This window comes from Paraburkholderia sp. 40 (assembly GCF_050434105.1).
GTDB lineage: Bacteria > Pseudomonadota > Gammaproteobacteria > Burkholderiales > Burkholderiaceae > Paraburkholderia > Paraburkholderia tuberum.
The window spans coordinates 2,182,875-2,198,571 of the sequence record NZ_JBNPVY010000002.1; the positions used below are offsets into that span (position 1 = coordinate 2,182,875).

Here is a 15,697-nt window from a genome sequence, read left to right on the forward strand (position 1 = left end):
CGGGTCACCCCAGCCGGTCACGATGCTCGAAGCACTGATACCGATCGCTGGCCTCGTCTTTCTCGTCAGTCTGTCCTTCTACCTGTTCGGCGATGGTGGTGCGAACGGGCCGAACCAGGTGGCACTCGTCGTGGCGACCATGCTGGCCGTATTTGTCGGTTGGCGTCGCGGTCATTCGCTCGCTTCGCTGGGCGAGGCCGCGAATGCCAGTGTCAGTTCCGGTATTGGCGCGATTCTCATCCTGTTCGCAGTCGGCGCGCTGATCGGCACGTGGGCGCTCAGCGGCACGATCGTCGCCATGGTCTATTACGGGCTGAAATTGCTGAGCCCGGACTACTTTTACGTCACGGCGGCTGGAATCTGCGCGGTGATCTCGTTCGCCATTGGGACCTCGTGGACTGTCGCGGGTACGATCGGAATCGGCCTGATGGGCATTGCGCACAGCATGGGCCTGAGCCCCGCCATAACGGCCGGTGCAGTGATTTCCGGCGCTTATTTCGGCGACAAGTCTTCGCCGCTCTCGGACACCGCGAATCTTGCGGCCGCTGCCGCGGGTGTCGATCTGTATCAACACGTGCGCGAGACGCTGCTGACATCACTCGTCGCGATTGTCATCACGCTGGCCGTGTTTTATCTGCTTGGCCGCCCGGGCGCCTTCGATGCGAGCGCGGAGGTTGCTGCAATGCAGAGCGCATTCTACATATCGCCAGTGCTGTTCCTGCCGCTCATTCTTGTCGTCGTGCTGACGCTGTTCCGGCTTCCGCCATTTACCACCATCTTTCTTGGCGCATTGGCGGGTGGCGTGGTTGCCGTTTTCGTCGAGCCAGCGCGAGTCCTCGCATTTGCCGCCGCGCGAGAGGGCGTGCCGATCCCGATTGCGATGCTCAAAGGCGTATGGCTTGCGCTTGGGAGCGGCTACAAGTCCACGACTGGAAATCCAGTGCTTGATACGCTCCTCACTCGCGGCGGTATGGACAGCATGTTGAATACTATCTGGCTGATCATCACGGCACTGGCATTCGGAGGGGTGGTCGAGAAGTGCGGTGCGATAGAACGCCTCATTGCCCCGGTAGTCGATTGGGCCAGGAGCGGTGGGGCGCTGGTCGGCTCCCTGGTCCTGGCGACCATCGCGACGAACATCGTTACGGCAGACCAGTTCATCGCAGCCGTGCTGCCGGCCCGGATGTTCAGGAGTGCATTCGCGGCACGCGGGTATGCGCCCATCGTGTTATCGCGTTCCGTGGGTGATTCGGCCACGACCACAGGCGCGCTGATCCCCTGGAACAGTTGCGGCGCGTTTATGGCAGTGACCCTTGGCGTGCCGACGCTCAGCTATGCGCCCTTTGCCGTATTTTGCGTGGTAAGTCCGCTACTGACGGTGGCGATCGCCTACGCGGGTATCCGCATGCCACGCGTCCCTCCTGCGCAAGCCGGGACCTCAACGGCAGGCGGCCCCCCAACTCCGGTCCATGGAGACGCCAAACAGAATTGACGGGTATTCTTACTCGAGTCGTGAGGCACCCTCGCTCGTGGCCGATACCCGGCGCGCATTGCGTTTCCAACCTATTGCAAGCGTTCTTCCGTCCGACGAACCGTCGGCAATACTGTAAGGAGCAGTCAAGATGAAAATGCAACGAAACGCTCCCCGGATCGCGTCCATGATGCTCGCCGCGGCGTTCACACTGGCTCAGGCAGGCGTCGCAGTGTCGCAGACGGCTGCTCCGCAGAGCGCCAGCGAGATCCATAGGACCGGCATGCCAGAGACGCAGCAGCAGGGCGACATATCGTTCGTGACCGGCGGAGTCGGTCGCGACGAGTCGACTGCGCTGCGGCAGGCACGAAGGCAGTGGCCGTTGTCTCTGCAGTTCACCGGTCCCGGGTCGAGCTATGTGGCCGACGTCCAGGTGAAGATTGCCAAAGCTGGCGGCGCGAGCGTGTTCGAGGCCACGTCGAAGGGGCCGTACATGCTCGTGCGGCTGCCTCAAGGGCGCTATACGGTCAACGCCACTTACGGCAGCGTGACCAGAAGGGAGACCGTGAACGTCCGCGGCAATGGCAGCGCGCGTGCGACGTTCGCGTTTCCGTCCACCCACTGAGCGCGGTCCCGACGCCGCGCCGAAGGTCGCGCGCGTCGCGTTCGTTTGACAGGGGCCTGGACCCAGCCATAGGCTTATTTGGCTTTTACACGCCAGTATCTGTACTTTTGCGGAACGAAAGCCTCATGCCTTGAGCACGTTCTTCCCCTTCGTCCCGAGCAACGGCAAGTCGCGGATCCGCACACCGGTCGCGTCGTCGATCGCATTCGCGAGCGCCGCGGCGGCCGGGCCTTGCGCCGCTTCTCCGACCCCGAGGAATGGCAGGCCCGGCCGGTCGATCAATAGCACGTCCACGCGTTTGGGTACGGACGAGAAGCGCATGATCGGATAAGTGCTCCAGTCATAGCTCGTGATGCGTTGCGGGTCGAAATGCGTTTCTTCATAGAGCGTCCAGCTCGTGGTTTGCAAAATGCCGCCTTCGATCTGATTGCGCACGCCGTCCGGATTCACGATCTGTCCGCAATCGACGGCTGCTACGACACGCTCGATGCTGAGCTCGCCGGTATCGCGCATGACCGTCACGTCCATCGCGACGGCAAGGTAGGCCATCAGGTTCTTGTATTGGGCAAACGCAAAGCCGGTACCGTGCGAGCGCGGGCTCGAGTCGCCCGTTCGCGCGCTGCGGGCTCGCCAGCCGAATTGATCGACTACGGCGCCAATGACGCCATGCGCGCGTGGATCATCGAGATGTTTGAGGCGAAACGCCACGGGGTCGGCGTGCGCGGCTCTGGCGAGCTCGTCGATGAAGCTCTCGATCGCGAACACGTTCATGTGCGCGCCGAGCGAGCGCATGGCAGAGACGCGTATCGGCATCGTCGGCACGAAGTGATGCTGCACGTGCAGGCCCGGCACGCGGTAAAGCGGAATGCTGTTGCGGTCGCCTCCGCCTTCCGGCATCGGAATCGGCTTCGGCGGCGCGGGGGTGAACGGTTGCGCAAGGAGCTGCGCGGGCAACAGGCGGCCCGCATTCTCGATGCGGTTGTTATGCGTGTTGCTCCATAGCTCGTAACGCCAGTCGGCAATCTTGCCTGCCGCATCGAGCGTTGCATTCGCCTCGACTGTCATGGCCGGGCCGAACGGCTCCCACATGTGTTCCTGTTCGCGCATCAATTGCACGCGCACCGGGCGGCCAGGCAGCCCGCGTGCAACGAGGGCGGCGTCGGCCGCGACATCGTCCGCGCCGTTGTGTCCGTAGCAGCCCGAACCTTCCACATGCACGCAGCGCACCTTGTCGGGTGGCATCGCGAGCATTTCGGCGATGCCCGCACGCAGCGGATAGACGCCTTGCGTGTGCGTCCACACGGTCATCACATCGTTGTCGAGCTGCGCGACAGCGCACGATGGCCCAATCGAGCCATGCGTCAGATACGGCCTCGAATAGCGCGCCCGCAGCGTCGCCACAGGCGCGGCCGCGCCCGTCGCTGTGCCCTGATCGGCCACCGCGATTTCCTGTGAAGGCAGACTCATCAGCAAGGCGTGAACGTTCGCCGGATCGGGCAGCGGCGGCCCGGCCTGCCATTGCGCGGCAAGCGCAAGCTCACGCATCGCGAGGATCGCGCGCCATTCGTCGTCGGCGACCACCGCGAGGTAGTTGCCGTTGCGCACGACCTTGATGACGCCGGGCAGCGCCTCGACGCGCCCTCTATCGACTGCGACGAGGCTCGCGCCATAAGACGGCGGCCGCACGACGCGGGCATGCAGCATGCCGTGCGGCCGGAGATCCTGGACATAGCTCGCGCCGCCCGTCACCTTGCCCGGTATATCCACGCGAGGCAGCATATGGCCAATCAGCGCGTAGGCCGATGGCGGCTTTTTCGGCGCGTCGGGCTGCGCGTTCTGATGGAGGTCCGCGTATTGCACGGCTTCGCCATAGCTCACGCGTCTTCCGTCGGCGGCAATGACGGCGCCGTCGCGGGTCGTGAGGGCCGCTGCGTCGACGCCCAGTTGCGACGCCGCGCTCGCGACCAGCAGCGCGCGTACCTGAGCGGCGGCGTTGAGGATCGCGGTGCCGCTGTCCGCCATCGTGTGACTGCCTGCGGTGTAGCCTTCGTTCGGCGTTGCGGCGGTGTCGGCGGTGATCAGCTCGATCGCATGAGGCGCGAGATCCAGCTCTTCCGCGGCGACCTGCAGCAGCGCGGTGCGAATGCCCGTGCCAAGCTCCGCCTTGCCCGTGAATACGCTCACCTGGCCGTCACGGGCGACCTTGATCCACGCATCGAGCAACGGCGTGCTCTTGAGACTGCCCGGCAGCTTCGGGGCGCTCGCGTTGAGGGTGCCCGCTTCGGTGGTGGTTTGCGCAAGCGCGGCCATGCCTGGCACGATCGCGAAGCTCACCATCAGCGAGCCGCCAACGAGGAAGCGGCGCCGCGCGGGGTCATCGGGGCCGCTGCCGTGAGCGACGGAGGACGGGTGGCCGTCGCTCACGACTGCGCTCCCTCGTCCGTTCGCGGCGAACCCGTCGCGGCTTGCCGGATCGCCGCGAGAATGCGCATGTGCGTGCCGCAGCGGCACAGGTTCGGCTGCATGTAGCGGCGGATCTGTTCATCGCCTGGGTGCGGGATTCGCTCCAGCAGCGTGTGCGCGCGCATGATCATGCCGGCGATGCAATAGCCGCATTGCGCGGCTTGCTCGTCAATGAAGGCTTGCTGAAGTGGTCCCGGATGTTCCGCGCTGCCAAGTCCTTCGACGGTTCGCACTGGCCGGTCGCCAACGGCCACGACCGGCATGAGGCACGAGAACACCGGTTCGCCGCCGACGCTGACCGTGCATGCGCCGCATTGACCGAGACCGCAGCCGAACTTCGCGCCATCGAGCTGCAACTGGTTGCGCAGCACGTAGAGCAGCGGCGTTGACGGGTCGACATCGACCGTATGACTGACTCCGTTGACGTTGAGCGTGATCATCGTGGCAGGCCGTCCTTGCGAAAATGAGCGACCGCGCCGGCGTCGAGCGAAGGCCACGCGTCGCGTGCGGTGAAGCGTTCGCGCGTGTAGTTGGCGAGCTCCGCTATCTGGGCATCCGTGAATGTGTTGGCGAATGATGGCATGAAGGGCGCGCTATCGCTTTCGTGCCAGTCGATTCCATCGAGGATGATACGGACCATGTTGCGCGGGCTGTCGGCGTTGACGGCCGTGGAAAGGGACAGCGACGGTCGAGCATCCCCGCTCGACATCGGCGCGCCTTCGGCATGGCACGATGCACAGGCCGCGGCGAATAGATTCGCGCCGCCGCCGGGCGCGGTGGACACGGGCGCGGCGGAAGCGGAGGGCGAGGCGACCGGATGCTCCGGCATGCCTGGGCCCCCGGACGTCAACGCCAGCAGATACGCGGCAATTGCCTCTACGTCGGAGGCGGATGCGTCGGCGAGCATGCGCGTGACGGGGCGCATCGGACCCGCCGCCGCCCCATGGGCGCTCGCGAGGCCCGTGCGCAGATAGCTGACGAGCTGTGCCTGCGTCCAGGGCGTGGGGCGTGAAGCGAGGTCCGTCAGCGCGGGCGCATCCCATCCGTCGATCGTGCCGCCTTGCAGCCTGCGGTCGCGGCGCTCGGCACCGAGGCGGTCGAGCGGCGTGTGGCACGCACCGCAATGACCGAGGCTTTCGACCAGGTATCGTCCGCGTGCGACGTCCGGCGCTTCGGGCGGGGCCGGCGCTGCTTCGGTACCGGTATGCAGGTAAAAAAGATTCCACACGGCGATGAGGGGCCTGAAGCCAAGCGGGAAGATCAGCTCGTTGTGCGGCGCAGGCGCCTTGACGGGAGCGCGGCTCATCAGCCACGCATACAGCGAGCCCATATCGGCATCGCTCATGTGCGTGAAGTGCGGATAGGGGAACGCGGGATAGAGCAGATGGCCGTCGCTGGACACGCCGCGCCGCATCGCGCGCGCGAACGCGTCGAGCGACCAGCCCCCGATACCCGTCTCGTTGTCCGGGGTGATGTTGGTCGAGTAAATGATGCCGAAGGGTGTATGCAGTGGCAGTCCGCCCGCGAGGGGCAGGCCGCCCGTCGCGGTGTGGCACGCGACGCAATTGCCAACGGCCGCGAGCTTCGCGCCGCGCGCCGCGGCCGCGGTATCGCTGCCGGCCGCGAAGGGTGCGGTCACGGCAGCCGGCGCGGGCTCCCAAGCATGCGCGGTGGGTCCGCGGTATGCGGCCATGAGGGCAACCAGAACAACGGCCACGCCTGCACTCGCCACCCGTCCTTTCATCTAGCCTCCATCGCCGAGCCGTCCGCATCATGGTTCCAGACTACGTCGCGCGGCTCCAGGTGGCGCAAGCGGCGTTCCTGATATTCACGGAAGTCTGCGGCTGTCCGCCGCTCCGCGGTTGGCCGCTGTCTACGAGGACGGAAGCGTTAGGGTCGAACAGCGGCAGGTCGCGATAACGGTCTCGCCTAGCCGGCTGCGATCGCGATGGCGATCTGCACGAAAAGCACCTTGACGATGGTCATCGACGGAAAAATCATCGCGTACATGACGTCGGGCTGATCCGTCGGCGCGATGCGGTTGGCGAAGGCGAGAATCGCGGGATTGCCGGTGGCCCCGCAGATCACGCCGACCGATGTATCGAAAGACAGTCTGAAGACCCACAGGCAGCACACAGCCGTGACGCCGACGAGCACGAGCAGCGTGATCACGCCATAAAGCAGCAGCAGCGGTCCGGCGGTGCCGACGGTCGCGACGAATTTCGGTCCGCAAGACAGGCCCACCTGCGCGAGAAAAATCGTCAGCCCGAGATTGCGCAGCACGAGATTTGCAGAGAGCGGCATCACCCACACGAACGGTCCGTTGCGGCGCGCATTGCCGAGGCACAGCGCGACCAGTAGCAACGCCGCGAGACCCAGGCTGAACGCGCCGAGACCGGGCGCGCGCAGCGGGATCGCGCCGACCAGCAGCCCCGCTGCCGCGCCGATGCCCAGACAGATGAAACTGAGGTCGGCCGTGCCCTTGATCGAATCGCCGAAAAACGCGCGGACCCTCGCGCGATGCGCGTTACTGACGAGCAGGCCGACGCGGTCGCCTGCTTCGAGAATGAGGTCTGGCGTCGACAGTAGATCGGCGTCGCCGCGCCGCACGTGCGCGATCGCGCAGTTCACGCCATCCGGAAAGCGCAGATTGCCGAGCGCCGTGCCGACGACTGACGGACTCGATGCGAACACGCGCATATAGTCCAGGTCTTCCCGATGACTCGAGATGCGCCCGGGCTGTAGCTCGCCGCATAGCGCCGTTGCTTCGTCGAGCGGGCGGCGCTCGGTGGCGGTGGCAAGGAGGACGTCGTCGGCGCGCAGCGTGAAGTCGTCGCTGGGCAACTGATTGTGATGCGCGCGCCGCACGGCCGCGATCACTACGCCGGCAGGCAGGCGAGTCGAGAGCTCCGACAGCTTGAGACCGAACAGACTGGCATTGCGCAGCGCGATTTCCGCGGTCTCCAGCACCTTCGCGGGCGGTTTCGGTATTTTGGCTTTCAGGACTGAGTTCAGCACATAGAGGAATAGGATCGGCCCGGCCACGCCGAACGGATAGGTGACGCTATAAGCCACGGCGGCATTGCTGCTTTTCATCGATGCGATGGCAACCTGCAGGCTCGCCGTGCTGGTGCCGCTGCCGGCGAACATGCCGAGCGCATCGGCGAGCGTGATGCCGAAATGGATGAAGGCGCACGCCACGAGACCCGAAGCGATCACGCCCAGACATGCGGCCGCGTTGGCCTTCACGCCTTCCCGGCTCGTGAGTCCGCGGAAGAACTGCGCGCCGTACTGAATGCCGATGCCATACAGAAACAGCAGCAGACCGAGCGTGCCCAGCAACGCCGGCGGCGCGGATTTCGGCGCGAACGCGCCGAGCGCCAGTCCAACGAACAGCACGGCCCCCGAGCCTAGAGCCACGCCCTTGATAGTGATTTCGCCGACCAGGTAGCCGAGCGCGATGGTCAGAAAAAGCGCGAACAGCGGCTGAGTTTCGAGGAAAGTTCTGACTGCTTCCATGCCGCCCTCTATAGGTGGACAAAGCAACGCGACTGAGCGCTTCCTCCGGGCAGGACTCGCGTTCGACGCGCGGCAGTTGCTGACGATACTCGTTGCTGCTATCGCATTGCGCCTGCGAGGTTGCCCGAGCCGAGACCCACGATCAGATCGAGTGCGCCGTTCTTCAACGCTTGCGTCGTGACCACGCCCGCCGCTTTCAATGCGGCCGCGTCGATGCGCGACGCGTCCGATAGCTCGACACGCAACCGCGTGGCCGCCAGCGCGTCGAGCTTCCTGATGTTGGCCGCGCCGCCCAGCGCCGCACGAATCTTTTCCGCGCGCTCCGTTTCTTGCGGCGAGTTTTGCACCGAGGCGGCCACACCCGCTGGAGCCGCCGCCGCTGCGCCTTCCACACCAGGCACCCCGGCCGCCGGCAAATCCGCTTCGGCGCCCGCTGTTTTCAGATAGTCCTGCATGTCGGTTTTCATGTTCTCCGACAACGGCCCGAAGATCGCCTGCACGCCGTTGCCCACGCGCACCACACCCGCGGCACCGAGCGCCTTGAGCTTGTGTTCGTCGACGCGCGCCGGGTCCTTCACGGAGATGCGCAGGCGCGTGATGCAAGCGTCGAGACTCGTGATATTGGAGCGGCCGCCAAAGGCGAGCACGACTTCGCGCGAACGTCCTCCCGCGCCGCTCGCGGCAACCGCCGCTGTTTCCGCCGCATCGTCCTCGCGACCGGGTGTCTTGAGGTTGAAGCGCGTGATGACGAAGCGGAACACGCCGTAATAGATCACCGCGTAAATTGGACCAAGGATGAAAACGTACCACGCGTGCGTGGCCTTCCCGCCGATCAGGTTGAACATCAGAAAATCGATGCCGCCTTGCGAAAACGTGAAGCCCATGCGCATGCCCAGTGTGTTCGCCACGAACTGCGCCGACGCCGCGAGGCATGCGTGAATCAGGTAAAGCACCGGCGCGACGAACAGGAACGCGAATTCGATCGGCTCGGTGATGCCGGTGAGGAAAGAAGTCAGCGCGGCCGAGACCATCATGCCGCCGACGGCCACCTTCTTCTCCGGCTTCGCGCAATGCCAGATCGCGATCGCCGCGGCCGGCAGGCCGAACATCTTGAACAGGAACGCGCCCGCCAGGATGCCCGCGGTCCGGTCGCCCGCGAAATAACGGGTGATGTCGCCGTGAACCGTCTTGCCGGTCGTCGGGTCGAGGTAGCTGCCCATTTCGAAGAAGAACGGCACGTTCCAGATGTGATGCAGGCCGAACGGAATCAGCAGACGTTCGACGAAACCGTAGACCGTCGCGGCGGTCCGCGGGTCGGAAACCGCCGCCCAATGCGAAAAAGCCTTGATTGCGCTGCCGATCGGCGGCCACACGAAAGACAGGATCGCGCCGAGCACGATCGAGCCGATCGCGGTCACGATCGGCACGAAGCGCTTGCCGGCGAAGAAGCCGAGATAGGCCGGCAACGTGATCCGGTAGTAGCGGTTGAACATCCATGCCGCAAGACCACCGGCGAGGATGCCGCCGAACACGCCAGTCTGGATCGACGGTATGCCCATGATCGTGTCGGTTTCGACGCCCTGGAGCTTGCCGATCACACCCAACGTGGCCGTCATCACCAGATATCCGATCGTTGCGGCGATGCCCGAGACGCCATCGTTCTCGGTGAAGCCAAGCGCGACGCCGATCGCGAAGATCAGCGGCAGGTTGCCGAAGATCACGTCGCCCGCGTTCTTCATCAGCGCGAGCACGACGACCGGCACGTAACCGTGAAAGTCGGTGGCGCCGAGACCGAGCAGCAGGCCGGCCACCGGGAGCACGGCGACGGGCAGCATCAGCGATTTGCCGATCTTCTGCAAGACTCCGAAGGCATGCGAGAACATGGCTGATCTCCTGTTGATCCGCTCACTCGGCAAAGCGCGACAGATGCGCGCGGACTTCCGCGGCGGTGCCCAGACACAGCACCTCGGCGGCGAGCTTCCTGGCTTCTTCGGTCGTCACGCGTGCAAGCTGAGCCTTGATCGAACCGACCGCCGGAATGCTCACCGACAGCTCGTCAATGCCAAGGCCGACGAGCACCGGCACCGCCATCGCATCCGACGCGATGCCGCCGCAAATGCCGACCCATTTGCCATGCTTGTGCGCACCGTCGACCGTCATGCCGATCAGACGCAACACCGCCGGGTGCAGCGCGTCGGCCTGCTTCGCGAGTTGCGGATGGCCGCGGTCCATCGCGAGCGTGTATTGCGTGAGATCGTTCGTGCCGATCGAGAAGAAGTCGACTTCGCGTGCGAGCGGCTCGGCGATCAGCGCGGCCGCGGGGACTTCGATCATGACGCCGACTTTCACGCTCGCCGCGCGATCGCCGGCTTCTTCGAGCAGGATCTTGCGCGCTGCCCGCACCTCCTCGATCGCGGCGATCATCGGGAACATCACGTGCAGATGCCCAAGCGGCGCCGCGCGCAGGATCGCGCGCAGTTGCGTGCGGAAGATGTCGGGACGCTCCAGGCTCACGCGCACACCGCGCAGGCCGAGAAACGGGTTGTCTTCCTTCGGCAGCGGCAGATACGACAGCGGTTTGTCGCCGCCGACGTCGAGCGTGCGGACCACGAGCGGCCGCTCGCGGCCGAGCGCTTCGGCGACGGCGCAATATTCGGCGGCCTGTTCGTCTTCGGTTGGCGCGGTGTCTCGCGCGTCGAACAGGAACTCGGAGCGCAACAGGCCCACGCCTTCGGCGCCGGCCGCGACCGCATCGCGTGCTTCCTGCGCATTGCGGATGTTCGCGACGACTTCGACGCGGTGGCCGTCGGCCGTCATTGCGAGTTTGGTTGCCGCGAGCTTTTCGACTTCGCGTTTGGCGGCCTGGCGGCTGATGCGTTCGCGCGCCTTCTCGAGTTCCTCGGCGCTCGGGTTGCGCCGCAAGCTGCCGCGCGAACCGTCGAGCACGACGGGCGTGCCGTCGGCGAGTTGCAGCGCGCGCGCGTCGATACCGCAGATCGCCGGAATACCGAGCGAGCGCGCGAGGATCGCGACGTGGCTCGTCGCGCCGCCGCTCGTCGTGCAAAAGCCGAGCACCTTGCTGCGATCGAGCGACGTGGTGTCGGACGGCGAGAGCTCCTCGGCAATCAGGATCGATTCGTCCGGCACGTCGATCTGCGCCTGCTTCACGCCGGCGAGCAGCGCGAGTACACGGCGGCCGACGTCGCGGATATCGCCGGCGCGTTCGCGCAGCAGCGGATTGTCGAGCCTTTCGAGCGTGCTTGCCTGGTTCTGGAACGCATCGCGCCACGCGAACCCCGCGCCCTTTCCCGCGCTGATGCTGCTGATCGCGGCATCGTTGAGGTCAGGATCGTCCAGCAGTTCGAGATGCGCGTCGAGAATCTGCGCTTTCGACGGATCGGTGAGCGTCGCCTTGAGCGCCTCGATCTGCTGACGCGCCTGATGCTGGGCCGCTTCGAGTTGCGCCCGTTCGCGTTGCGGCGACTCGCCCGCTTCGTTCACCTCGATGACCTGCTGGCGGAACTGCACGATCCTGCCGACCGAAAGCCCTGGCGAAGCGGATACGCCGATGAATTCGTTGGTGTCGGCGGGAGCCGCTTCGGTCGGCGCTGGCACCGGCGCAGCCGGTGCGGTTGGCGCAGCCGCCGCGGGTGCGGGCGCATCGCCGGGCTTTTCGCCCGATCCCTCGGCAAGCAGACGCGCGACGGTGCTGGCCGCCTCCGCCGCGTCGGGACCGCGGGCCTCGACGCGCAGCTTGTCGCCGAACTTCGTTGCGAGCCCCATGATCGCGACGACGGACTTGGCATTGGCGCTGGCATCGCCTCGCAGCAGCCGGATCTCGGACTTGAATTTCTTCGCCTCGACCGCGACGACCGCGGCGGGCCGTGCATGCAGGCCCACTGGATTCGGCAGCGTGATCTCGTCGGAGAGGATCGCGCCGGTGGCGCTCGCCGTGTCCTTGTCCTCCATGCTGCCGACCAGCTCGACGTACAGCGCGACGTCGGTGCCGGCGACGACGAGCCCTTTCGCGGGAACGTAGCGCGTGACGAGATCGCCATTGGCGATCACCATTTGCGTGAGCAGGCTGGTTGCTCTTGCGCCGACCACGATTGGGTCGAAGCGGATCAGCGGCGTGCCCGTCGCGACGGCGTCGCCTTCCTTGACCAACGGCATGAAGCCCTCGCCGCGCAGCAACACGGTGTCGAGCCCGATGTGCAGCAGCACTTGCAGACCGTTGTCGCCGGTGATCGTCGTGGCGTGGCCAGAGCTGTGGAGTTGCGTGACCTTGCCGGCAAGCGGCGACAGCAGTTCATCCGAGGTCGGATCGATCGACACGCCATCGCCGACCATCTTCTGGGCGAAGACCGGATCGGGCACGCTCTCGAGAGGAACCAGTACGCCCGACAGTGGCGCCATCAACCCGATGCGCTGAGGACGCTGAGGAGCTTTCATCGCCAAGACTCCTTGTACATTGACGCTCGCCTGAGGTGGCTCGACTCGAGCCGCGTGAGCGCAACATTCACACGTGCGGTCGGCACCATTGCCGCTCACGCCGCTCACCCACTTGTGAGCGGCGCACGTTACAAAAGCGTCGGTGACAGAAACTCAGGAAAGCCAAATAAGGTCGCGCTCGTCACCGGTATGCGCAAAACGGGTTTCGTTGCGCGTGACATCTCGGCTCTCAAGATGGTGCCGCCCACACAGCATCGACCCGGGGTGAACGGAGAAACGTCAGGCGCGCTGCGACGGCGCTGTTTTGCTTTGTCGGACCGCCTCGCGCCTGTGGACGACCGTTTGCACCGTGGCCCCGGAAAAAGGACCTGAAAAGCGCTCTGACAAGGAGCATATGTTACTGAGCGCAGATTGCAAGACGAGACGATTTCGCAGATGAGCGCCCGAATTTTCCGATTTCTCTACACGAGACGGACATGGTCTTTACTAAATTGCTGTGACTTTTTCTCTGCAGCTGTGTTTTATTCGCTTAGCGAAAGTTGACGTCTGGATTGCATTGGAATGAGTACGGAACTTCCGCGCGGCCTCCGCGCCCGGCAATCTCAGGAGTGAGCGAAAAACGGCCCTGTACTTCACGCGGTCGTCGCAATGCCGCTGTCATGTTGGCCCGGAACATGCGAGGGCTTGCGCCGGGCGACTAAGTAGTTCATGGTCGAGTCTTGCGTGAATCCTCTTAAGGCTTGCTACTCCATGCACGACACGATTACCCGACTGAGGAGGTCGACCATGCGTGATACCGTCGCTAGCACCGAGTCCCGCTCCCGCAGCAATTCCCACAATTCGAGTTTCGCCCTCGTCGATCATTACGCGCGCGCCGCCCAACGCAGGCTCAGCAACTTCAGCGTGCTGAACGTGCTGCGCACCTTCCCGCAGTTCATTCCGTACAGCGAAGGCAGCTAAAGGCCCGATCGAAGCTCACGGTCCAGGCCATCAACGAGACGATCCCCCTGTTGAGCGAGCTGGCGGCCTCCGTCGGAAAGCCAAAGACGCCCGTCACGGAAATCGTCGACTTTCCGGCCAACGACGAACAACGGCAGGCCGCCAACGCGCTCAAGCAGCACTTCGACGCTCAAGGCAGCGACAAGTCGAACCACCACAGCTACCACCACCTGTACGGCGCGATCCTTGCGAATCGCGAAGCCATGCGCTCGGTGATCGAAATCGGCATCGGGACCCAACATTCCGACACCGTTTCGTATATGGTCGCGGGCAAGCCCGGCGGATCGCTCAGGGCGTTCAGGGACTTTCTGCCTTTCGCGCGGATCTATGGAGCGGACATCGACCGCCGGGTCCTCTTCAAGGAGGAGCGCATCGAGACGTTCTTCGTCGACCAGACCGAGTCCGCCACTTTCGAGCAGCTCGCACGATCGGTGGACGGCGAATGCGATCTGATCATCGACGACGGTCTGCATTCTCCGAATGCCAACATCCAGACGCTGATCTTCGGGCTGAAAAATGTGAGGCGCGGCGGTTGGGTCGTGGTGGAAGACATCGGGCATCATGCACTGCCCGTCTGGCAAGCCGTCAGCGCGTTGCTTCCCGAACGCTATCGGCGGCACATCGTCAACGAGGAGCACGGGCTCGTGTTCGCGGTGCAGCGCCTCGAATGATGCGCGCGGCTTCCCGCTTCGCTCAACGCTGATGGCGCGGCACGTTACCCGCGCCAACGCTCCTGGTGGCGACATGAATTGCTGAAGTCACGAGACGACGCGGCCGTGACCCTCTGCGCATTGTTCAGCCGCGTTAGCTAGTCTTTTCAGCGGACGACTCTTTTTCCGACGTGAGACCCCGTCTAAAGTGTCAGACTTCAACCTGGCATCAGGGTCATCATGCACATCGATACACCTACTAATCCAGCATCCCTGGAAGCAAATTCAACGTCGGCGGCCCAGTGGCTATCCGTCATCGCTGTAGCGGTAAGCGCATTCGCCTTCGTCACGGCCGAGTTTTTGCCTGTCGGGCTGTTGCCACAAATCGCACTCGACCTCGGCGTGTCGACCGGTGTCGCCGGCCTCATGGTCACCACGCCCGGCGTGATGGCCGCGATATTGGCGCCTACGCTGATAGTCAGCGCGGGCCGCATGGACCGCCGGTACGTTTTCCTGCTCCTCACTGCGGTACTGTTGATCGCGAACGTCGTGTGTGCGATCGCACCGAACCTCGCGATCATGCTCGTAGGACGGGCTCTGCTTGGCGGCGCGCTGGGTGGGTTCTGGACTCTGGCGACGGCGGCGGCTCCTCGACTCGTGCAAGCAAAGGATGCCGCCAAAGCGACCGCGACCATTCTGACCGGCGTGACCTGCGCAACCGTGATCGGCGTGCCGCTCGGGACGTTCATCGCGTCGTTTGCATCGTGGCGCATGGCGTTCGCCGCCACCGCGGGCCTCGTGTCGCTCGCCTTACTGGCGCAGGCGTTCCTCGTGCCTTCGTTGCCGTCGGCATCGGCGTTGCGGATCGCCGATTTCAAAACCCTGCTTGGCCGGCCTCATACGAGGTTGAGCATGGTGATGGTCGCGCTCGTCTTCGGCGCGCATTTCTCGACCTATACGTATATTGCGCCGCTGCTCGAACACGACTTCTCGTTGAGCGCCATCACGCTGCTGCTGTTCGGATTCGGTCTGATCGGCTTCTTCTCCAATGCGTTGACATCGATGGTGATTTCGGACCATCTAAAGAAATCCGTCGCCGCGATGGTTCTGCTCCTATTGGGCGCGATGTCGTCGATGTTGCTGCTCGAACATTCGCCGATCGGCGAGACCGCGGGGATGCTGCTGTGGGGAATCGCGTTCGGAGCGCTTCCGCTTTGCTTCAGCGTGTGGATTCAGCGCGGCACGACAGACCTGCCCGAAGCGGGGTCGGCCATGTTCGTCAGCATCATCCAGGTGGCGATTGCGGTGGGCTCGGCAGTGGGGGGCACCATTGTCGACCGTGCGGGCGTTCACGCTGACTTCACGCTGGGACTTGGACTCGCGCTACTGGGCCTCGTGACACTGCAACGGCTTGCTGTATTGGAACGACCGGCCACGGCGGCTTCTCTTGATTGCGCCTGCGATGCGTCGGTTGACTGACGCGTCGAGACAGTACGTCGCGTGACTGGAGCCCACCGC

11 protein-coding genes are annotated in these 15,697 nt (G+C 64.6%); 5 read left to right on the forward strand and 6 right to left on the reverse strand.

The annotated features are described in order from the left end of the window. The first annotated feature begins 22 nt into the window (after positions 1–22). Both OKW28_RS11370 and OKW28_RS11375 read left to right on the forward strand, forming a co-directional pair. Positions 23–1,492, forward strand: a complete 1,470-nt coding sequence (locus OKW28_RS11370) for a Na+/H+ antiporter NhaC family protein (protein WP_429445541.1) — start codon at positions 23–25, stop codon at positions 1,490–1,492. A 130-nt stretch (positions 1,493–1,622) separates the two neighbouring features. Continuing rightward, positions 1,623–2,096 (forward strand): carboxypeptidase regulatory-like domain-containing protein, encoded by a 474-nt coding sequence (locus OKW28_RS11375; RefSeq protein WP_429445543.1) that lies wholly within the window; start codon positions 1,623–1,625, stop codon positions 2,094–2,096. Positions 2,097–2,219: 123 nt separating this feature from the next. On the opposite strand, the gene OKW28_RS11380 is transcribed toward OKW28_RS11375, so the two are convergent. The 6 genes from OKW28_RS11380 to ptsP form a co-directional block, all read right to left on the reverse strand. Then, entirely contained in the window at positions 2,220–4,520 is a 2,301-nt protein-coding gene (locus OKW28_RS11380) for a molybdopterin cofactor-binding domain-containing protein (protein ID WP_429445544.1), read from the reverse strand. Further along, positions 4,517–4,999 carry a (2Fe-2S)-binding protein gene (locus tag OKW28_RS11385; protein WP_090808921.1) on the reverse strand — a complete coding sequence of 161 codons (483 nt, stop codon included), beginning with the start codon at positions 4,997–4,999 and terminating at the stop codon, positions 4,517–4,519. The genes OKW28_RS11380 and OKW28_RS11385 overlap by 4 nt, the downstream gene beginning before the upstream one ends. Continuing rightward, entirely contained in the window at positions 4,996–6,303 is a 1,308-nt protein-coding gene (locus tag OKW28_RS11390; RefSeq protein WP_429445546.1) for a c-type cytochrome, read from the reverse strand. The genes OKW28_RS11385 and OKW28_RS11390 overlap by 4 nt, the downstream gene beginning before the upstream one ends. Positions 6,304–6,488: 185 nt before the next feature. Beyond that, positions 6,489–8,078, reverse strand: a complete 1,590-nt coding sequence (locus OKW28_RS11395; protein ID WP_429445548.1) for an aspartate:alanine exchanger family transporter — start codon at positions 8,076–8,078, stop codon at positions 6,489–6,491. Between the two features lie 98 nt (positions 8,079–8,176). Next, a complete protein-coding gene (ptsG, locus tag OKW28_RS11400) occupies positions 8,177–9,961 on the reverse strand; it encodes a PTS glucose transporter subunit IIBC (RefSeq protein WP_429445550.1) in 1,785 nt (594 codons plus the stop codon). Between the two features lie 22 nt (positions 9,962–9,983). After that, complete coding sequence (ptsP, locus tag OKW28_RS11405) at positions 9,984–12,530, reverse strand: phosphoenolpyruvate--protein phosphotransferase (protein ID WP_429445552.1); 2,547 nt, start codon at positions 12,528–12,530, stop codon at positions 9,984–9,986. 786 nt (positions 12,531–13,316) lie between these two features. Here ptsP and OKW28_RS11410 point away from each other — a divergent pair. From OKW28_RS11410 to OKW28_RS11420, 3 genes are all read left to right on the forward strand, one after another. Next, positions 13,317–13,490 (forward strand): hypothetical protein, encoded by a 174-nt coding sequence (locus tag OKW28_RS11410; protein WP_429445554.1) that lies wholly within the window; start codon positions 13,317–13,319, stop codon positions 13,488–13,490. A gap of 50 nt (positions 13,491–13,540) precedes the next feature. Further along, a complete protein-coding gene (locus OKW28_RS11415) occupies positions 13,541–14,200 on the forward strand; it encodes a hypothetical protein (protein WP_429445556.1) in 660 nt (219 codons plus the stop codon). 219 nt (positions 14,201–14,419) lie between these two features. Continuing rightward, positions 14,420–15,658 (forward strand): MFS transporter, encoded by a 1,239-nt coding sequence (locus tag OKW28_RS11420; protein WP_429445558.1) that lies wholly within the window; start codon positions 14,420–14,422, stop codon positions 15,656–15,658. Positions 15,659–15,697 lie beyond the last annotated feature (39 nt).